This window comes from Duganella sp. FT27W, from assembly GCF_009295655.1.
GTDB classification, from domain to species: Bacteria; Pseudomonadota; Gammaproteobacteria; order Burkholderiales; family Burkholderiaceae_D; genus Rugamonas; species Rugamonas zoogloeoides.
Map to the genome: position 1 here is coordinate 1250452 of NZ_WHIV01000001.1, position 20592 is coordinate 1271043.

Annotated in this window: 11 protein-coding genes; 3 read left to right on the forward strand and 8 right to left on the reverse strand. The window is 65.5% G+C overall.

Annotation, left to right across the window (positions count from 1 at the left end):
* Positions 1–2766: a hybrid sensor histidine kinase/response regulator gene (locus F8197_RS05360; RefSeq protein WP_227012078.1), complete on the forward strand. Its 2766-nt coding sequence runs from the start codon at positions 1–3 to the stop codon at positions 2764–2766.
* 99 nt (positions 2767–2865) lie between these two features.
* Here the strand turns inward: F8197_RS05360 and F8197_RS05365 are convergent, their stop codons facing one another.
* From F8197_RS05365 to F8197_RS05395, 7 genes are all read right to left on the reverse strand, one after another.
* A complete protein-coding gene (locus F8197_RS05365; protein ID WP_227012079.1) occupies positions 2866–6225 on the reverse strand; it encodes a DUF6250 domain-containing protein in 3360 nt (1119 codons plus the stop codon).
* Positions 6226–6250: 25 nt separating this feature from the next.
* A complete protein-coding gene (locus tag F8197_RS05370; RefSeq protein ID WP_152880544.1) occupies positions 6251–8839 on the reverse strand; it encodes a TonB-dependent receptor in 2589 nt (862 codons plus the stop codon).
* Between the two features lie 157 nt (positions 8840–8996).
* Positions 8997–9992 (reverse strand): FecR family protein, encoded by a 996-nt coding sequence (locus tag F8197_RS05375; RefSeq protein ID WP_152880546.1) that lies wholly within the window; start codon positions 9990–9992, stop codon positions 8997–8999.
* Complete coding sequence (locus tag F8197_RS05380; protein WP_152880548.1) at positions 9989–10498, reverse strand: sigma-70 family RNA polymerase sigma factor; 510 nt, start codon at positions 10496–10498, stop codon at positions 9989–9991. The genes F8197_RS05375 and F8197_RS05380 overlap by 4 nt, the downstream gene beginning before the upstream one ends.
* A gap of 105 nt (positions 10499–10603) precedes the next feature.
* The gene (locus F8197_RS05385) at positions 10604–13261 is read right to left on the reverse strand and encodes a hybrid sensor histidine kinase/response regulator (RefSeq protein ID WP_152880550.1); all 2658 of its coding nucleotides are present in this window, start codon (positions 13259–13261) and stop codon (positions 10604–10606) included.
* Positions 13262–13327: 66 nt separating this feature from the next.
* Positions 13328–14482, reverse strand: a complete 1155-nt coding sequence (locus F8197_RS05390) for a glycerate kinase (RefSeq protein ID WP_152880926.1) — start codon at positions 14480–14482, stop codon at positions 13328–13330.
* Between the two features lie 17 nt (positions 14483–14499).
* Positions 14500–15822: an MFS transporter gene (locus F8197_RS05395; protein ID WP_152880552.1), complete on the reverse strand. Its 1323-nt coding sequence runs from the start codon at positions 15820–15822 to the stop codon at positions 14500–14502.
* Between the two features lie 220 nt (positions 15823–16042).
* On the opposite strand from F8197_RS05395, the gene F8197_RS05400 reads away from it, so the two are divergent.
* Positions 16043–17200: a sugar diacid recognition domain-containing protein gene (locus tag F8197_RS05400; RefSeq protein WP_152880554.1), complete on the forward strand. Its 1158-nt coding sequence runs from the start codon at positions 16043–16045 to the stop codon at positions 17198–17200.
* A gap of 101 nt (positions 17201–17301) precedes the next feature.
* Here the strand turns inward: F8197_RS05400 and F8197_RS05405 are convergent, their stop codons facing one another.
* Complete coding sequence (locus F8197_RS05405; protein WP_152880556.1) at positions 17302–18903, reverse strand: methyl-accepting chemotaxis protein; 1602 nt, start codon at positions 18901–18903, stop codon at positions 17302–17304.
* Positions 18904–19183: 280 nt separating this feature from the next.
* On the opposite strand from F8197_RS05405, the gene F8197_RS05410 reads away from it, so the two are divergent.
* Positions 19184–20581: a protein adenylyltransferase SelO gene (locus tag F8197_RS05410; RefSeq protein WP_255472827.1), complete on the forward strand. Its 1398-nt coding sequence runs from the start codon at positions 19184–19186 to the stop codon at positions 20579–20581.
* Positions 20582–20592: the final 11 nt, after the last annotated feature.

Below are 20592 nucleotides of genomic sequence, written 5' to 3' on the forward strand. Positions count from 1 at the left end.
ATGACCACGCCGTCACTTTCATTCTTCCTGCCCGCCTGGCGCAGGCTGCTGGCGTGGTTGGCGATGCTGCTCTGGATGCCGGTACTGGCGCTGGCGCAAACACCGCTGCAACTCGATTCGGGCCGCGACGTCATCGACGCATGGCCGGCGGTGACGGTGATGACAGATCCGGGCGGCGCCATCACGCCGGAACAGGCCCTGGCGCAGCCCAGCCGCTTTACCGCGCCCACGTCCGCACATGCCACGCTCGGTATGCACAAGGACGTGGTCTGGCTGCGCATTCCGGTCACGGTGCCGGCCTACAGCAGCGGTCACTGGGTGCTCAGCATCGACTACGCGGTGGTCAACCGGGTGGACGTATACGTGGCCACCAACGGCACCATCGAGCGTCACATCGTCACCGGCAACTTGCAGCCGGTGGCCGAACACGCGCCGCGCACGCGGGTGCCGGCCGCACAGCTGCAACTGGCGCCGGGCGCCAGCCACGTGCTGCTGCTGCGGGTGGAAAATATCGGCGCCATGATCCTGCCGGTGCGGTTGTCGCGCCCCGCCGCCTTCCACGCCGAGTCGCTCGACGAGCAGATGCTGCAAGGCCTGGTGCTGGGATTATGTGTATGCCTGCTGATTTACAGCCTGGCGCAGTGGCAGAACCTGCGCGAACCGCTGTTCGGCAAATTTGCGCTGATGGTCGCCGGGCTGACGCTGTTTTCAATGGAGTTTTTCGGCCTCGGCAACCAGTACCTGTGGCAGAACAGCGTGTGGATGAGCATCCACGCCGGCGGCCTGTTCGCGCTGGCCGCCAGCTGCGGCGCCTACCTGTTTGTCGAGCAGGTGCTGGCCCGGCCCGGCCAGGACCGGCTGTTCAGCCGCCTGATGAAAGGCGGCGCCGCGCTGTGCGTGGTGGCGGCCGTGGCTTACGCCACCGACCTGATCGACGTCGGCGCGCTGGTGGCCATCGTCAGCACGCTGGGCATCATGCCCATGCTGATCGGCCTGCCCGGCGCCTACCTGCGCGCGCGGCGCGGCGATGCGGTGGGCGTCTACCTGTTGCTGGGCTGGTCGGTCAGCTTCTCGACCTCGGTGGTATTGAGCCTGGTGATCAATGGTGCGCTGGCGGCCAATTTCTGGACCATGCATGCGCTGCAGTTCGGGAATATCTTCGACATGCTGCTGTTCATGCGCATCCTGGGCCTGCGCACGCGCGACATGGAACTGGCGATGCTGCGCGCGCAGGAAGCCACGCGCGCCAAGTCGGAATTCCTGGCCCACATGAGCCACGAAATCCGCACGCCGATGAACGCCATCATCGGCATGAGCCGGCTGGCCTTGACGACCGCGCCCGACCCCAGGCTGCGCAATTATCTCGACAAGATCCTCGGCGCCGGCGAACACCTGCTGGCGGTGCTCAACGACATCCTCGATTTTTCCCGCATCGAAGCGGGCAAGATGCGCCTCGAGCACGTACCGTTCGACCTCGCCGACGTGCTGGAGCCACTGGCGCCGCTGGCGGCCACCGGGTCCGCCACCTTGAGCACGCGGGTGCAAACCGGTGTGCCCACGCGCCTGGCCGGCGATCCGCTGCGCTTGCGCCAGGTGATGATCAACCTGGTGGGCAACGCCTTCAAGTTCACCGAGCGCGGCGAAGTGTCGGTGACGGTGGACCTGGTGGCGCGCGCCGCCGACAGCGTGGTACTGCGCTTTACCGTCGCCGACACCGGCATCGGCATGACCCCGGATCAGGTACGGCGCCTGTTCCAGTCGTTCAGCCAGGCCGACGACAGCATCGCCCGCAAATACGGCGGCACCGGCCTGGGCCTCAGTATCTGCCAGCAGCTGGTGCGGTTGATGGACGGCGACATCCAGGTCAGCAGCACACCCGGCGTGGGCAGCCGTTTCAGCTTCACGGTACGCCTGGGCATTGCCGGCGCGGCCACGATGGCAACGGCTGCGGCGCCCACGTTCGACGCGGCAGCGCTGGCCGGCGCGCGCATCCTGCTGGTGGACGACAACGCGAACAACCGCGAAGTGGCGCACGACTTCATGACGGCCGCGCGCTTGCAGGTCGATGTCGCGTGCAACGGCCTGGAAGCGATCCGCATGGTGCAGGCGGGCGACTACGACCTGGTGTTGATGGATGTGCAGATGCCGGAACTCGACGGCCTGGCCGCCACGCGCCGCCTGCGGTCTCTGTCGCGCTACGACAAGCTGCCGATCATCGCCATGACCGCGCACGCCCTGCCCGCCGACCGCGCCAAGAGCCTGGCCGCCGGCATGAACGACCATCTGACCAAGCCGATCGACCCGGACCTGCTGTTTGCAGCGCTGGCCAGATGGATTGCGCCGCAGGCCTGGGCGCAGCGCCGTCCTTCATCCGTGCCAGTGCCGATAGCAATAGAAGGATCAACCGGGAGCACCGCAGTTCATGTCCCGCTCCCGCAAGCGCCCGGACTCAACTGGGACCGAGCCCTGCGTCTCGCCGGCGGCCAGCGCGCCAGCCTGGACCTGCGCATCCGCAGCTTTGTGCGCGAATATGCGGCCGCGCCCTCAATCATCCGCGCCGCCGCAGCGAGCGGCGACCACGCACCATTACAGCGGCTGGCCCACGACCTGCAAGCCACCGCCCCTTACGTGGGCGCCGGCCCGGTAGCCGCCGCAGCGCAAGCGCTCGAACACGAACTGAAAGCCGGCCAGGCCGACACCATCACCGGCCTGGCCAACCAGCTGGCCGACGACCTGCAACAATTGGTCGCCACCCTCCAGCAATAGCTTCGGGGGCAGTGCCGACATCCGGACACAGGCTCGGCAGCCACATGGCTAAGCTCCTGCCCAAATGTCGGCACCTGCCCCGAAGCTGTGTGAGGCCGATCAGGCGATGCGGCGGACCTGGAAGTTCTCCACTTTCTGGCGCGACTGGGTGGTACGGAAACCGAAGTAGCCACCGCCCGCCTGCGGGCCCGGAGCGTTGAACCACTCGCGGTCGTCCACGTACAGGCGCGTGCCCTTGGCGTCTGCGACGATGCGGATGCGGTACGGCTGGTTGGCTTTCAACAAGTATTCCGGCGCCAGGTACTCTTGCAACAGCTTGCGCTCACCGGTGCCGTCGTAGGTGCGGAAGCGCGAGGTGGTGTTGGTGTTGCCGCCAATGCCGGCGTAGAACATCGGCACCTTGTCGTAGTCTTCCAGCTTGCCGGAGCGAGTAAACGGATCGGCGCCCAGTTGCGCCTCCCAGAAGAAGTTCAGATCGGACAGGCGCTCGTGCGGTTTGCCCTCGGCCAGTACGGTGCGGGTAAAGCTGATTTCGTAGTGGCCGATCAGCTGTTTGCGCAGCCATACCGTCAGTCCGCGTTCGGCATCGAGTATCAATGCGCCTGACGACGCGAACGCCGCCTGCTCAGGCTTGCCGGCTTCCGCCTCCACCGCCCACGCGCGCGGATCGAAGCGCTGGAAATTATCCGCCACCACCGCCTGACCGATGGCGTCGAGCGCCACCATGCCCATCGCCCCCAAAGCCCACTGGGCGATGGCGTTGGTGGAGATGGCCGGCGCTTCCTCGATCTCGCGCAGCACCAGCGGCGGTTTCACGCGGCGCGACACCAGGTCCTTGTCCACCAGGCCGGCCTTGCCCTCGTAGAACTGCGCCCAGGCGCGCTTGAGCAGTGCCGGATCCTGCCACTGCACGGCGGCGTAGCCGAGCAGGCGCGCGTGGCCCTGGCCCAGATTGAGCTTGCCGAGGCTCTGGCCCAGCTCCGCCTTCTGTTGCGCCTCGGTGGCGTTGTACAGGCGGCAGTAGCGCAGCCAGGCGTCGCGGAACGCCGGTTGCGGCACGGTGCGTATTAATTCGCTGCAAATTTCCGGCAGGCCGAACACCGCGCTCAGGTGCGAGACGCTGATCTTGCGCTCCTTTTCGACGATGAAGGCGCCGGTGCGCAGGTTCATGGTGCCGCCGCCGGCCAGGAAGCCTTCGGGCTGGGCGGCGATGCTGGCCATCGACCGCAACAGCTTGTCGCGGATCTCGGGCTGGCCGCTGCGCTCCCACGCGGTAAACCACGCGCCGGCAATGGCGCCCCAGTCGGTGCCGAACGACACGCTGGCATGGTTTTCCGGATCGATGGTCGGCGCCACCTGGCCGATCTTGCGGCCCGGGATCACCGTTTGCAGGCGGTTGACGGCATCGGTCTGCGCCGTCATCAGGTCGCCGATGCGTTCATCGGCGGTCAGGTAATACATGAAGCGGCGGTTGATCACGGTGGAGATGCGCAGCTGCTTGGCGCTGTCGCCCCAGTGCTGCACATTGTGGCGCGACCCCAGTGGCGCGAACGGGCCGATATGGTGGACATCGACCTCGCCGGTGTGGCGCGTCATGGCTTCGGCCATGCGGAACACGTCGGCGCGGCCCGTGTGCAGGTAGTAGTGCCACAGCCAGATGTCGGTGCTCAGCTCCGAGTTGTCCCAGGCATAGCCGCCGACATCGTAACGCCACACGTGGCGCTGGTTGTCGTACGTGTGCATCACGTCGCCGAAGTCCCAGAAGCCGTACCATTTGCGGTCCTCGACCTGGTTGCGGTAAAAGTCGAAGCTCCACGCCAGCTGCTTTGCCAGCTTCGCTTGCGCGGCATTCGGTTGCGCCACCGCCGGGCTCCAGTAGTCGCTGAACACGCCCGCCTGGTAAATCCGTTCGGAACTGGCAACCAGCAGCGGCGGCGACTGGATGCGGCGGCTGATCGACACCAGGTCCTCGTTCGATGGCGTGGCTGCCAGCAGCTGCCATTGCAGCTCGCTGGTGCGGGCCACGCCCAGCGGCGTGCCGAAGCCCTGTTCGTAATCCTCGTAGGTGATGTCCAGCGCGTCGCGCTGCTTCTCGTGGGTATCCTCGCCCATGCCGTCATGGTAGAAGCGCAGGTCCATGGCCGGCGCGTTGGGCGCCCACAGCCACATGGTCACCGTCGCCTGCGCGGTTTCCGCGCCCTGGATGTCGATCTGGCCCGGATAGCTTTGCCAGAAATTGCGCACGCCGAAAGCCACGCCGCCATCGGGTGCGCCGACGTACGCGGTACCGGAAGCGCGCGCGCCGCTGGCCGCGTGAATCCAGCCGTGTCCCGCGCTGGTGCGCTTGCTGATCGAAAAACCGTCCGAGTGCGATTGCAGCAGCGAGTAGCTGCCGAATGCCGGAATGTATTGCAGTCCCATTTTGACCTGCGCGCCCATTTGCGCCAGCGGCACCGCGCGGCCATTGAGCTGCGCGTCGTAGACGGCGGCGCCCGAGTCGCGGCGCAGGCCGGTCAGCCCTTTGACCGCTTCGGCAAACACGCCGCCATTGTCGCCCACGAAACGCACATGGCGGTCATACAGTTCGGCGGCCAGCGGTACGCCGAAACGCAGGCCCACGCCACGGATGTAGGACTTGGCCGGATCGGCGTCGTACACCAGCGTGTGCACCAGGCGCACCGCGTCGGAATTCTTGTAAAAATACAGGCGCACCACGAACGGCAGCAAGGTGGCGCCGTCCGCATGGCGATGGCTGCCGTCGATGCGCACCACCACGCGCTGCGCGCCGTTCTGCTCCAGCGTCACCTTGTCGATGGCGCCGTCATAGGCACGGCGGCTGGCGCCCCGGGTCTCGTCATCGAGCGCCCCATCGACCAGCAGCACCAGGCGGCCGTCGCGCAGCAGCTGCTTGCCGCTGCGTTTCATGGCCGTGACCAGCACCGCGCCCGACCGTGGCAGCGAGCACTGCAGCACGCCCGTATCGATCTCGATTGCACCAGCACTCTCTTTTGCCAGCGGCGCGCCGGGCTTGACCGCTTTGGCGGCGTCGCCGACCAGCGGATGCAGGCTGTAGCCCGCTTGCGGCAGGCCGCCTTTGGCGTCCGGCGGCAGCGCATGGGCCGACCATTTCAGCGAACCGTCCGGCCAGTAGGCCAGCGGCCACGATTGCACCGGCTGCGCAGCGCCACCGGCGCTGCGCAATTCGAAACCGGCATCGCGCGGAATGCGGCCTTGCGGCCATGGCACGCCCCAGGTAGCGCCACCAAAGCTGGCGGGCTGGCCTTCGAGCCACTGCAACGGGGTTTCTCCCAATTGCGGCGGCCCGGCGCGGCCGGCGCGATCGACCGTGGCCGGCGCGGTGGCGGCGACAACGTTCGATGCCTGGGTGAGCGCCGCAGCGCCCCCGGTCAGCAACGATGCCAGTTTGATGAATTGACGACGCTCGAATGATGCACTCATGCCTGCCTGCTCCGTAACTGTTTACCTAGTATTTGTATGTCAGTGTCGCGCCAACCGTGCGCGCTTCACCCAGCCAGCCCCAGACCGTGCCGTAGTCGCCGGCGCCTGTGCGCCGGTAGTACCGCTTGTCGAAGGCGTTGTTAATCCAGAGCGATGCGCTCCAGTCTCCTCGTTCCAGCTTACCACCGGTGCCGGCCGAAAACGAGGCCAGGCCATAACTACTCACCCGGGTGAGCGCCGAGTTATCGACGGTGCCGAACATGTCGCCGCGATAGGCGTAGCGGGCGCTGACGAAATTATCGAGACCGCCTTCGGTGCGCCAGCCATAGCGCGCATTGGCGTTCCAGGTCACCTTCGGTGCGTTGAACACGCGTGCGCCGGTCAGGTCGCACGATGCTGGCGGACGTGGTGACAGCGTCACCTCGGGCGCGCAGCGCGCGTTGCGGTAATCGGTGTAGCGGGCGTCGTTATACACGCCGGCCAGATCGACCGTGAAGTTGCGGGTGAACGCGGTGCGCACGGTGGCTTCAAATCCGCGCGAGCGGAAGGTACCGGCGTTCATCAAATAAGTTTGCTGGTCTTCCGGGTTGTAGCCCTGGGTCTGAAAATCGCTGATCTCGGTCTGGAAGATGTCGGCCTTGAGGGAAACCTTGTCGTTCCACAGCGCGCCCTTCACGCCCAGTTCCACGGTCCGGGTTTTCTCGGGTTTGACGTACAGCGAGTCCAGCCCTGCCTGGCGCGCGGCGCCGGCCGAGATATTCAGGCCGCCCGATTTTTCGCCGTACGACGCGGCCAGGTAGCTGCTCCAGTCGTCGTTCAAGGTATGCCTGAGCACCAGCGTGCCAGATGGCAGCGTGTGGTACTCCTTCAGGTAGCCGGAATTGAACGCTACCCGGTTGTAGCGCACGAACTGGCCGCCCTTCTCCTGGTAGTTCACGCGCACACCGCCCGTCAGGTCCCAGTCCGGGGCGATGTGCCAGGTGCCTTGCGCGTACGGCGATACCATGCGGTCGCGCAGCGTGCCGAGACGGATCACGTCGAGATTGTTGTACGTGGCGGAGGCCAGGTAAATGCCGGGCAGCGGGCCAGGGCCATAGCGGGTATGGGCTACGGTGTCCATGTTCTGGCCCAGGTGCGTCAGGCCCAGCGCGTAGTCGAAACGTTCGCCCAGCGGCGAATCGAGACGGAATTCCTGCGACCAGGTGCGGTCGCGCACGGCGGTGCCGGTGTTGTTGTAGATGTTGACGCTGAAGCCGTCGGCCATGTTTGGTTCGGACCGGAACGAGCGCACCGACGACACCGAGCTCAGCTTGTAGCCATTACCAAAATTCCACTGCGCCACCGCCGACAAGCCGCCCTGCTTCACATGGATGCTGTTCTCGTCGTCGAGATCTACATTGGGACCGAACACGATGTTGTTGCCAATCAGTCGCGAGCGGGTGACGTAGCCGTCCGTGCCACTAAAGACATTGGTGGCCAGCAGCACCGGCGTGGGCGCGCTGTTGCTGATGCTGTAGTCGGCCGACAGGCGCAGGCTGAACGCATCGCCCTGCGTGTACAGCGCTTGCGCGCGCAGGCCGGAACTAGAACCGCCACCGAGCTTGTGGCCGTTGCGGATGTTCGTCACCGGGCCGTCGTTGTTGCTGTAGACGGTATTGAGGCGGCCGGCCCAGTGTTCGGACAGGGGTCCGGACAACATCGCGCGAAAACGCCGGTAGCCGTTCTGGCCGACCGCGAACGACGTCGATGCCTCGGGCGTGGCCGACGGCGCGCGGGTATGAATGTTCAAGACGCCGCCGGTGGCGTTGGCGCCGAACGCCGTGCCTTGCGCGCCACTGAGCACCTCGGCGTAGGCGATGTCGCCAAGGCCGTTACCGAGCATGCCGGCGCGGGCCAGGTACACATTATCGACGTAAATCGCCACGCTGCTCGGCATGCCGATATTGGCGTCGCCGCTGGCCTGGCCGCCGCCGTCGCCCACGCCACGGATGGTGATCTGGGTGTCCGACGGATCGGTGCTCTGGATCACCAGGCCGGGCACCAGCTGCTGCAAGTCTTCCAGCGTGGTCAGGTTCTGCTCTTCGATCTGGTCGCCGGTGACGCGATACGACGACGTGGGCGCGCGCTGCGGATCGTCGGTCGCCTCATCAAAACGGCCCACGCGGCTACCGCTCACCGTCACCCGGGCCAGCACCTCGCCGCCGGGCGGCGCAACCGCTGCAGCCGGGGCAGCGGCCGGCGCCCGCAACGCCACCGGCGCCATCAGGGCTTTGACCGGCGGCACGGCGGCAGCCGGCGGCGCCGCGCGGCGGATGGTCAAGGTGCCACCGCTGGCGCCCAGTTCGAAACCGGTGCCTTCCAGCGCGCGCCGGATCGCTTCGGTTGCGCTGTAGGTGCCGTTGACGGGCGCCGAGCGCACCGTTTCCAGCAAGCGCGGATCATAGGCCAGCGCCACGCCGCTGTCGGCGGCAATGCGCAGCAGGGTCTTGTCGAGCGGCGCGCCGGCCAGCTGGTAGGTTTGCCTGGCTTGTTCCTGCGCCAGCGCGGCCGGCGCCACCAGTAATTGCATCGCTGCTGGAATGGCCAGCAGGGCCAGTTGGTAAGTCTTGTTCACGAGCTGCCTCACAGTGTAGTGCGCCTCCGCTGAGACGCTTCACACCCATGTGCAACGAGAATGCAAAAGCGTCAGCGCCGGTTGAAAATATTTATTTAGGGGCAGCGTGACCCGGTCAACGTGACCCGGTCAGCGTGACCCGGTCAACGTGACCCGGTCAGCTCAACACCGTCAGATAGCGGCCATACCGCGTGACAGTGACCGGCAAAGCCTCGGCCACTTGACGCAAGGCGGCGTCGATATCGTGCAGGCGGAAGACGCCGCTCACCAGCCGCGCGGCCGCATTGTCGCTGGCGCGCAGGATTCCTGGCCGGTAGCGGCCGAACACTTCCAGCAGCTCGGCCAGCGGTGCGCGGTCGGCCACGTGCACGCCGCGCGTCCAGCCGCTGACGGCAGCAAACGACAGGTCGCTGGCGCGGGCGCCGTCGCGGTTGAAGTAGCAGGCCTGGCCGGCTTGCAGCCGCAGCGCGGCATGGCCATCGGGACGCACCATGGCGCTGCCGGAACGCACGGCCACCACGCTGCGCTCGCGCAGGCGACCCACCGTGAGCTCGGCGCCGTCGGCCTGCACCACGCCGTGCGCGGTGGCGACGTTCAATGGAACACTGGCGTCCGCAGTGCCAGGCGTGAGCAGCAACTGGCCGCGCTGCAGGTGCAGGCTTGCCGTGCCGGCAGCGCCGGTCCCGCCTTGTAGATAGATCCGGCTGTCGGCGTCGTAGGCCATCGCCGTGCCGTCGGCCAGCGTGGCGCGGCCGCGCTGGCCAATGGCGCCGCGCCAATCGGCATCCAGACCCAGTTGGTGATAGCCGGCGCGCGCGCCCCAGGCGCCCACGCCCACCACCAGCAGGCCGAAGGCGGCGCGCAACGCGCGGCGGCGTTCATCGGAAGGCGCGCGCAAGGCCGCCGCCATGGCGGCATCGGGGCCACCGCCGGACGACGTCGCACCGGCGCGTCCGCCCAGGCGCACCAGGCGCTCCTGCAAGGCGTCCCAGGCCTGAGCATGGACAGCACTGGTGGAGTACCAGCGGGTGAAGTCGCGCAGATCATCGGCAGCGGCATCAGCATCGGTATCAGCGGCGGCCTGTCCGTCGCGCAGGCGTACCTCCCACTCCACGGCCTGGCGCCAGGCCAGGCCGGCGGCGTCAGTGCTCATGCGTTGCCGCAGCAGGCCAGCAAGGCTTGCGCGATGTATTTGCGGACCATGCTCACGGAAACCCCGAGCCGCGCCGCGATCTCGGCATAACCGAGTTCCTCGTACTGGCTGAGAATGAAAGCTTCACGCGCGCGGGCGCTCAAGCCAGCCAGCGCAGCGTCGATGCGCACCAGTTCCTCGACCGCCATGCAAACATCTTCGGTCGAGGCGTGCCAATGGTCAGGAGTTAATGCCAGTTGGGCCAGGTAGTCGCGTTCGAGGTCGCGGCGGCGCCAGAATTCCCACGTCAGGCGGCGGCCGATGGTGGTCAGCAGCGCGCGCGGCTGGCGTACCTCTGCGATGTCGTCAACCTGCGCCAGTTCCGTGAAAGCCGATGCAGCCAGGTCTTCGGCATCGTGGCGCGAGCCCACCAGGCGCTGCATGGCGCCGGTGAGCCAGCCATAACTGCGGCGAAATTCGCTGCCGAGGAGGTGCGCGCGGGCGGAGTCTATAGATACGGAAGTCATGATCCGCACTATATTCGTCTCGCTTGCGATATAAAACGAACGAAAACAAATAAGCTATGGAAGAATTCGCGCTATGACAAAAGCGCATGGCAGGCGCGCTTTTGGTTATCGCTCCAGGGTGGCGCGGCCCAGGTGGCGCGCCAGAATCGAGAACATCTGTTCGACGTCGATCGGCTTGCCGATAAAGTCGTCCATGCCGGCCGCGATGCATTGTTCGCGCTCGCTGGCCATCACGCCGGCCGTCATGGCGATCACCGGCAGCGACAACCGCAGTTCTTCGCGGATGATGCGGGTGGCGGTAAAGCCGTCCATCACCGGCATTTGCACGTCCATCAGCACCAGGTCGCAATCGAGGCGGCGCAGTTGCGTGACGGCGTCCTCGCCGTTCTCGGCCACCGCCACCCGCGCCCCGGCCTGTTCCAGCAGGCCGCGCGCCACCACCTGGTTGATCGGATTGTCTTCCACCAGCAGGATGCGTACGCCAGCGAGCGCCGGCTGGGCGTTATCGTCCGGTGCGGCCGGCTCCTGGCCGTGGGCGCGCGCGGCCTGCACCGCCTCCAGCAGGCCCACCGCCGTCACCGGCTTGGCCAGGCAGGCGGCAATGCGGGCGTTGGCCATGTCTTCGGCCACCAGGTCGCGGCCATAGGCGTTGAGCATGCAGATCAGCGGCGCCTTGATCTCGGGCTGGAGGGCGCACAGTTCGGCCATCTGCCAGTCCACCAGCACCGCATCGTACACGGCGCCATTGCGCAGCAGCGCAATCGCCGCCTGCGCGTTGGCGGCGACGTCGCAAGTCCAGCCGGCAGCGGCGATGGCCTGGGCGATGCAGTGTCGGCTGGTGGCGTTGTCGTCGGCCAGCAGCAGGTGCTGCGGGGCGACGGACTGCGCGGCATCGACGGTATCGATGGCTTCGCTGACGCCGAGCGGCACGGTGATGCGGAATTCGCTGCCCTCGCCCGGCATGCTGTGTACGTCGATCTGCCCCTGCATCAATTCGACCAGGCCCTTGGAAATGGTCAGCCCCAGCCCGGTACCGCCGAAGCGGCGCGTGGTGGACAGGTCGGCTTGCGTAAACGGCGAGAACAGCCGCGCCACCTGCTCTTCGTTCAAGCCGATGCCGGTGTCCTTGACCGCAAAGCGCAGCAGGCTGGCGCCGCCCGGCGCCGGCAGCCGGGACACCATCAACGACACTTCACCGCGCTCGGTAAACTTGATGGCATTGCCGGCCAGGTTGACCAGTACCTGGTGCAGCCGCAGTGCGTCGCCGACCAGGGCCCGCGGTACATCGGCATCGACGCCGATGGCCAGCTCGAGATCCTTGTCGCCGGCGCTCACGCTCATGATGGTGGCCACCGCGTGCAGCACGTCGTCGAGGCGGAACGGCGCGTGGTGCAGTTCCACCTTCCCGGCCTGCATCTTGGACAGGTCGAGGATATCGTTGAGGATGCCGAGCAGCGACTGGCCCGAGGTGCGTATCATGTCCAGGTAGCGCGCCTGTTCCGGCGAGACGCCGGTGCGGCCCAGCAGGTGCGCCACCCCCAGCACGGCGTTCATCGGCGTGCGCAGCTCGTGGCTCATGTTGGCGACAAAAACGTCCTTGGCGGCATTGGCCGCCTGCGCTTCACGCATCGCCGATTCGAGCTGGCGGGTACGGTGTTCGATCAGGTTTTCCAGGTGATGGCGGTAGCGCAGCAGCTCCGACTCCACGCCGTGCAGGGTGTCGAGCGCCTGCGCTGCCTCGTGAAACGCAGCCGGCGGTACCGGCCCCTGGCGCGCCTTGCCGCCCAGCGCCATCGCCGCCGTGGTGAGCGAACGCACCGAGCGCTCGATGTTGCGCGCGAAGTGCCAGGCCACGCCGAAGCCGGCGGCGGTGACCACCGCCAGGAACGCCATGATCCAGGTGATCGAATCGAACACCGCGGCATACACGGCGCTGCGCGGCACGCCGATCACCACCGCCCAGCCGCTTTGCAACGACCGGCTGTACATCGAATACACGGGGATACCTTCGAGGGTGGTGGCCTCGATCGCGTCTTCCTGGCGCAGCCGGAATTGCGACATCAGGGTGGGCGAGACTGGCCGGCCCACGTATTTTTCCGGATCGTGGGTGCGCGCCACCAGCACGCCATTGGCGTCGAAAATGCCGGTCACGCGGTCGGCCGGCAGCAACTGTTCGCGCAGCACCTGGCCCAGGCGCTCGGGCACGAAGGCCACCGAGATCACGTACACCACCTTGCCATCACGGATCACCGGCGCGTGGATCGCCGCCAATGGACGTTTCAGCGCGCCGGCATAAAACAGGTTGGAAATCAATGGCTTGCCGGTCTTGAATACCTGGGCGATGCGCGCTGCGCTGAACGGATCGGGATAGACTTCGCCATATGGGCGGGCGGTGTTGAGCAACTGGACCGAATCGCGGTCGTGCAGCACGAAGTTATAGCCGGGGAATTCCGGGCGCAGCACGTCGGTGGCCTGGCGGTAGAAGGCGGCGAAATCGCGGCTGTCGATGCTGGGGGAGTTGGCCAGGGCCAGTGCCACCGTGATGCCGGTGTTGAGGTCGCGATCAACCGCCTGGATCAGGGCCCGGGCGGTGATCAGCGTATCTTGCTGGATGGTCTTGCGTTCGCGGACGATGAAGTTGTTGGTCAGCAGCGCAATGCCGAGGATGGCCGGCAAGGCGCAGGCCCAGACCAGGCTGTAGAGCTGGGAGCGTATGGTCGGCAACCTGGCCACGTACTTCTGTTCACCCTGGTGCGGCGCCATGAAAATCCTTCCTGCGGGCGTGCGTACATGCATTGCCGCAGGAAATGACTTTAGCACAGACTGGAGTTAGCTCCCTAATTGTGTTCCCAGGCGCAACACTGCAGCGATGTTGCGCGCCGAGGTACGCACGTTGTAGGCGGCGTCGGCCAGCGCCCGCTCCAGCGTGCATGGGCAATTGACCACGCTGAACACGGCATCGATGCCATGACCGTGGATGACGCCCGCGCCCGGTTCCAGGCTGCCGGCGATGCCGATCACCGGCTTGCCGTGGCGCTTGGCCACGCGCGCCACGCCGATCGGGGTTTTGCCGTGGATGGTCTGGCTGTCGATGCGCCCCTCCCCGGTCAGCACCAGGTCGGCGTCCGCCACGGCGGCATCCAGGCCCACGGCGTCGGTCACGATCTCGCTGCCCGGGCGCAAGCTGCCGCCCAGGAAAACCAGCATGGCCGCACCGATGCCGCCGCCCGCGCCCGCGCCGGGCAGATCGGCCACATCGGCCAGGTTGCGGTCGAGGTCGCGGGCGATCACGGCCGCGTAGTGGCGCAGGTTGGTATCGAGCAGCGCCACCATGGCCGGCGTGGCGCCCTTTTGCGGGCCGAAGATGTGAGAAGCACCCTGCGGCCCCACCAGCGGATTGCTGACGTCGCACGCCACATCGAACACGCAGTCCTTGATGCGGGCGTCGAGCCCGGACAGGTCGATCCGGGCCAGCGCGTCGAGCGCGCCGCCGCCCGGCGCCAGGTCGCGCCCCGCCGCATCGAGCAGCCGGCCGCCGAGCGCCTGCACCATGCCGGCGCCGCCGTCGTTGGTGGCGCTGCCGCCGATGCCGAGCACGAAGCGGCGCGCGCCGGCGTCCAGCGCGTCACGAATCAGCTCGCCCGTGCCATAGCTGGTGGTGTGCAGCGGGTCGCGGCGGTTGGGCGGGACCAGTTCCAGGCCGCTGGCGGCAGCCATTTCAATCACTGCCGTCTGGCCGTCGCCCATGATGCCGTAGAAGGCGTTGACCGGCTCGCCCAGCGGGCCACGCACCGACAGGTCCACGCGGCGGCCGCCGCTGGCGTCGATCATGGCTTGCACCGTGCCTTCGCCACCGTCGGCCACCGGCACCTTGACGTAGAGGGCGCCCGGGAAGATTTCGCGGAAGCCCGCTTCGATTTCATTGGCAATCGCCATCGCGCTCAAGCTTTCCTTGAACGAATCGGGAGCGATAACGAATTTCAGTTGCTTGTTCATGATAATTATCGATTCACTAACTTGGCCGGTACCCGCAGGACCAGCAGCGCGCCGAGCAGCATCACCGCCGACAAGACATACAGCGCGGCATCGGTGCTCTGGGTGGCATCCTTGATCCAGCCGACCAGGAACGGGCTGACGAAGCCGGCAATCTGGCCCAGCGAGTTGATCAGCGCCAGACCGGCGGCGGCAGCGGCGCTGCCGAGGAAGGCGGCCGGCAGCGACCAGAACATCGACAGTGCGGCCAGTGCACCCATGGTAGCCATCGACAGGCCCACCATCACGACCAGCGGATTGGTGGAGAAGTTGGCGGCCATCATCAGACCGAACAGGCCCATCAGCATCGGCGCACTGACGTGCCAGCGGCGTTCGCGGTGTTTATCAGCCGAACGGCCGGCCCACACCATGAACACGGCAGCAAACAGGTAAGGAATGGCGCTGAGCCAGCCGACGGTCTGGGTGTCGTAGCCGAGCGACTTGATGATCGATGGCAGCCAGAAGTTAATTGCGTACACGCCCATCTGGATGCTGAAGTAAATCACGCCCAGCATCCACACGCTGCCGTTTTTCAGCACGTCGCCGATCGACTGGCCGACGGTGCTGGTCGCCTGGCGCTGCTTTTCGTCGTCATCAAGCGCGGTCTGCATGGCGGCTTTTTCTTGCGTGCTCAGCCACTTGGCCTGGGCGATGCCGTCATTCAGGTAGAAGTACACGGCCACGCCCAGCAGCACGGTCGGCAGACCCTGCAGCAGGAACAGCCACTGCCAGCCGGCCATGCCGCCCTGGCCGGCCGAGAAGTGCGCCAGCATCCAGCCCGACAGCGGTCCGCCGATCAGGCCCGAAATCGGGATCGCCGACATGAACAGCGCCATCACCTGGCCGCGCTTTTGCGACGGGAACCAGTGGGTGAAGTACAGCACCATGCCCGGGAAGAAGCCAGCCTCGGCCACACCGGTGAAGAAGCGCAGCACGTAGAACGAGGTGGGCGTGGTGACGAACAACATGGCGGCCGACAAGGCGCCCCACATGATCATCATCACGGCGATCCAGCGCCGCGCGCCCAGTTTATGCAGGATCAGGTTGCTTGGCACGCCGCTGAGGACATAGCCGATGAAGAAGATGCCGGCGCCGAGGCCGTACACGGTATTGCTCAGGTTGAGCGCGTCCATCATCTCCAGCTTGGCGAAACCGACGTTGACGCGGTCCAGGTAGTTGAAGAAGTAACAGACGAAGATAAACGGAATCAGATGCCAGGTGGCTTTTTTGTAGGCGCCGTCGAGTACGGCACCGGCCGCGGTGGCGGTGGTGGTGGTGGTGGAATTGCCCATGCAGGTCTCCTAGATGTTGTAGTGTCATGACGACTGACAGCGCTGATTATCTGGAATCGCTGCATAAAAATCATCGGCCGAATGCACGAGAATCGACAGTCAACACGGCAAAATACTGGGCAAACGCCTAAATATTTCCCTGGAAAAACGACTTTCGAGCGCAATCCGTCGTTCCTTGGCACAATGGCGGCTGCAGTTAACCCACCACGAACAGCTAGCCATGACCATCTTGAACAGCGCGTTGGCGCAGGACATCGTCACCCGCACGATGAAAATCATCCCGTACAACGTCAACGTGATGGACGCCCATGGCAGCATCGTCGCCAGCGGCAATGCTGCCCGCATCGGCGAGTTGCACACGGGCGCGATGCTGGCCCTGGCCAAGCAGTTGCCGGTCGAGATAGATGCGGCCAGCGCCCGCAATATGCACGGCGCCCAGCCCGGCATCAACCTGCCTTTGAGCGTCAACGGCCAGCTGTGCGGCGCCATCGGCCTCTCGGGCGCACCGGACGACGTGCGCCAGTTTGGCGAGCTGGTACGGTTGACCGCCGAAATGATCCTGGAACAGGCGCAACTGACCGACGCCCTGCAACGCGACTCGCGCTACCGCGAAACCTTTGTACTGCAACTGATCGCCAGCGATCCCGGCGCCCGGTCCGGGCTGGAATCGTGGGCGCGGCGCCTGGGCGTGGACTTCCGTCGTCCGCACGTGGTGATGTTGCTGGAACTCGACGACCGGGCGGCCGGCACGGTGGAAGCACTGAGCGAAATCCAGCGCCTGCAGCTGCGCCTGCTAAGCCGGCAGCCGTCGGCATTGACGGCGGCGGCCAGCTCGCACGAGCTGGTCATCCTCGATTTTCATGACAGCGTGGCCTCCACCGATGTTCCGGCCTGGGCCCAGCGCAAGCTCGAGGCGCTGGCGACATTGCTCGATGAAGAAGGCGCGCAAGCTCATGGACTGACGGTGGGGATCGCCCTGGCAGGCCTGGATAACGTGGCGATCTCGTACCAGAGCGCGCGCACGGCGGCGCGCATCGGCCGCGCCCGCGATGGCGGACGGCGACGCTACAGCTATTACGACCAGGCGTTACCGGTGTTGTTATCGGGACTCGATGCCGGTTGGCAGGCCGAGCAGCTGCGCCAGCCGATGCTGCGCCTGCAGGCGCAGGACAAGAACAAGGAACTGTTGCAGCGCACGTTAGAAACCTGGTTCCGCCACGACAGCCACCTGGCGGCGACGGCGGAAGCGTTGCACATCCACCGCAATACGCTCGACTACCGGCTGCGCCGCATCGGCGAAATTACCGGGCTTGATCTGTCGCGGCTGGAAGACCGCTTTTTGCTCTATGTGTCGCTGCTGCTGGCAGACGTCGGCTAAGAACCTGTCCCGGTCGGGAATGAGGCGCTGCTTGCGCGCCTCGGCAGCGGGGCCGGCGTCGCTCGTCATCGCATGGCCCGGCCTGGCGTGGCCCGGCCAGTTCAGCGGCCCAATGCCAGGACCGGACGTTTGGCGCCATGGCCCAAACGCGGCGCCGACTGCGCATCGACCTTGAAGGTACTGACCAGCTCTTCCAGCGTGGCCGCCTGTTCCTGCAACGAACCGGCCGCTGCTGCCGCCTCTTCCACCAGCGCCGCATTTTGCTGCGTCACTTCATCCATCTGGGCGATGGCCTGGTTGATCTGGTTGATGCCTTCGCTCTGTTCTTCGCCGGCCACCATGATCTCGCTGATGATGCCGGTCACGCGTTCGACACTGCTGACAATCTCATCCATCGTCGCGCCGGCCTTGTCCACCAGTTGCGAACCGGCATCCACCTGCTCCACCGACGCCGTGATCAGTTCCTTGATTTCCTTGGCGGCCGCCGCCGAGCGCTGGGCCAGGTTGCGCACTTCCGTCGCGACCACGGCAAAGCCACGGCCCTGTTCGCCAGCACGGGCCGCTTCCACTGCCGCATTCAGCGCCAAGATATTGGTCTGGAACGCAATGCCGTCGATCACACCGATAATGTCGGCGATCTTGCGCGACGAACCGTTAATCGTGCTCATGGTATCGACCACTTGCGACACCAGTTGGCCGCCCTTGCTGGCCACGTCCTGGGCGGTGACCGCCAGGTGATTGGCCTGGCGCGCGTTGTCGGCGTTGTGGCGCACGGTGGTGGTCAGTTCTTCCAGCGACGACGCGGTTTCTTCCAGCGCGGCAGCCTGGTTCTCGGTGCGGCGCGACAGATCCAGGTTGCCCTGCGAAATTTCCGCGCTGGCGGTGGCGATCGAATTGCTGCCGTTGCGGATGCCGCGCACGGTGGTGGACATCTGGTCCTGCATCTTGATCAAGCCCTGCATCAGGCTGCCCATTTCGTCGTCACGTTCGACGCGGATATCGTTGGCCAGGTTGCCGCCCGCGATCTGGTCGAAGTGGCCCAGCGCGGCGCGCAGCGGTTTGAGGATGGCCGACAGCAGGCGCAGGGTCGAGAACACGATCAGCACCATGCCGCCCAGCAGCGCGATCAAGAAGCCCACCTCGAAGGCACTGAAGAACGACTGGCTGTCGTCGTAGTGTTTGCGCGCGCCGTCGAGCTGGTATTTTTCCAGCTTGTTGGAGGCGGCATCAAAAATGCCGAATTCCTTGCTCATCTTGTTCATGGCCAGATCGTCGATTTTCTCGGCGTTTTGCGACTTGATCGCGGCCATCAGCTCGCGCAGGAAGCCGATATAGACCGTGCGCTTCTTGTCGAGGTCGCTCGCCAGTTGCTGCTCTTCACCCGTCAGCGGCAAGTCCAGGTAAGCCTTCCAGGACCTGTCGCCATCAAGAATAAAGCCTTCGGCACGGGCCAGCGTCTTGTCCAGGTCTGAGGCATCAGGGTGGAACACGCCGCGATCGATGACAAAGCGTGCACGATTGAGGAAGTTCTTCGACTCGGTCAGAATGAGCACCGACGCCATCTGGTTCGAATACACATCCTTGAGCGCGAAATTCACCTTGTTCATGCCGAACAGGCTGACCGCGCCGATGGAAATAATCAACAGGCCAAGTACTGCCATCGAGACAATCAGCCGGGTACGGATAGTGATGCTAGTGAACATGGGATCCTGGAGCGCAAGGTGGGAAATGTGAAATCTGAGAAATGCTGCAAGGCAATATTTTAAGTGGAAGTACGTATTTCCGTCAATCAATTTATCAATGAAGTAACTTACTATTAGCAAGCATGTGCATGCGACGCACTTGGCTGTGCTGCGGTAAAATCGCGCTTTCCGGCCCCTGGGCCGGGTGCTCTTCACAGGAACCATCATCGCTACCAATCTGACCTCGCTGCCGCTGGACAATTCTTTTGCGTCCCTGCCGCCCGCGTTCTACACCCGGCTGATGCCAACTCCCCTGCCCGCGCCGTACCTGGTGGCGGTCAGCCCGTCGGCGGCACAACTGCTCAAGCTGTCGCCGGACCAGGTCGCGGACAGCCTCGACATCCTGGTCGGCAATGCCGTACCGGAACAGGGGCAACCGCTGGCAGCCGTGTATTCGGGCCACCAGTTTGGCGTGTGGGCCGGCCAGCTGGGCGACGGCCGCGCCATCCTGTTTGGCGCGGCCGCCACCGATAACGGTCCGCTGGAACTGCAATGGAAGGGCGCCGGCCAGACGCCGTACTCGCGCATGGGCGACGGCCGTGCTGTGCTGCGGTCCTCGATACGTGAATTCCTGTGCTCGGAAGCCATGCATGGCCTCGGCATACCGACGTCGCGCGCGCTGTCGATCGCCGGCTCCAGCCAGGGCGTGATGCGCGAGACGGTGGAAACAGCTGCCGTCGTGGTGCGCATGGCGCCCAGCTTCGTGCGCTTCGGCTCGTTCGAGCACTGGTACTACCGCAAGCAGAACGAACAACTGAAAGTGCTGGCCGACTACGTCATCGACCATTTTTATCCCGACCTGCGCGCCAGCGACAACCCTTACCAGGGCCTGCTGGCGGAAGTCACGCGCCGCACCGCGCACATGGTCGCCCAGTGGCAGTCGGTCGGTTTCATGCACGGCGTGATGAATACCGACAATATGTCGATTCTGGGCCTGACCATCGATTACGGTCCGTTCGGCTTCATGGAAGCGTTCGACGCCGACCACATCTGCAATCACACCGACCAGCAAGGCCGGTACTCGTACGCGAACCAGCCGCAGGTTGGCCACTGGAACTGCTATGCGCTGGCCCAGGCCCTGCTGCCGCTGATCGGCGAGCCGGAAGACGCGCAAGCCGCGCTCGACGTTTATCAGCCCGCCTTCGCCGCCAGGCTCGACGAACTGCTGCACGCCAAGCTGGGCTTGACCCAGCTGGACGCGCATGCCGATGCCGACCGCGCCCTGTTCGACGCCATGTTTGCTGTCATGCAGGCCAATGGCGTCGATTTCACGCTGTTCTTCCGCCGCCTGGGCGGCCTCAAGGCAGCGGACGCCAGCGGCGACGAGCCGCTGCGCGACCTGTTCATCGACCGCCCTGCTTTCGACGCCTGGGCCGGGCAGTACCGACAGCGCCTGCAAGCCGAGCACAGTGTCGATGCCGACCGCCAGCTTGCGATGAACCAAATCAACCCCAAATACGTGCTGCGCAATTACCTGGCCCAGGTGGCCATCGACAAGGCGCAACAGCAGGACTACTCGGAAGTGGCGAAATTGCTGGCAATCTTGCAGCACCCGTACGACGAGCAGCCCGAGCACGACCACTACGCCGCCTTGCCCCCCGACTGGGCCAGCCATCTCGAAGTAAGTTGTTCTTCTTAAGAAAGATCTAA

Coding starts and splice junctions, on each gene's coding strand:
- F8197_RS05360 (WP_227012078.1), top strand. CDS start 1: ATGACCACGCCGTCACTTTCATTCTTCCTGCCCGCCTGGCGCAGGCTG.
- F8197_RS05365 (WP_227012079.1), bottom strand. CDS start 6,225: ATGAGTGCATCATTCGAGCGTCGTCAATTCATCAAACTGGCATCGTTG.
- F8197_RS05375 (WP_152880546.1), bottom strand. CDS start 9,992: ATGAGCACTGACGCCGCCGGCCTGGCCTGGCGCCAGGCCGTGGAGTGG.
- F8197_RS05380 (WP_152880548.1), bottom strand. CDS start 10,498: ATGACTTCCGTATCTATAGACTCCGCCCGCGCGCACCTCCTCGGCAGC.
- F8197_RS05385 (WP_152880550.1), bottom strand. CDS start 13,261: ATGGCGCCGCACCAGGGTGAACAGAAGTACGTGGCCAGGTTGCCGACC.
- F8197_RS05395 (WP_152880552.1), bottom strand. CDS start 15,822: ATGGGCAATTCCACCACCACCACCACCGCCACCGCGGCCGGTGCCGTA.
- F8197_RS05400 (WP_152880554.1), top strand. CDS start 16,043: ATGACCATCTTGAACAGCGCGTTGGCGCAGGACATCGTCACCCGCACG.
- F8197_RS05405 (WP_152880556.1), bottom strand. CDS start 18,903: ATGTTCACTAGCATCACTATCCGTACCCGGCTGATTGTCTCGATGGCA.
- F8197_RS05410 (WP_255472827.1), top strand. CDS start 19,184: ATGCCAACTCCCCTGCCCGCGCCGTACCTGGTGGCGGTCAGCCCGTCG.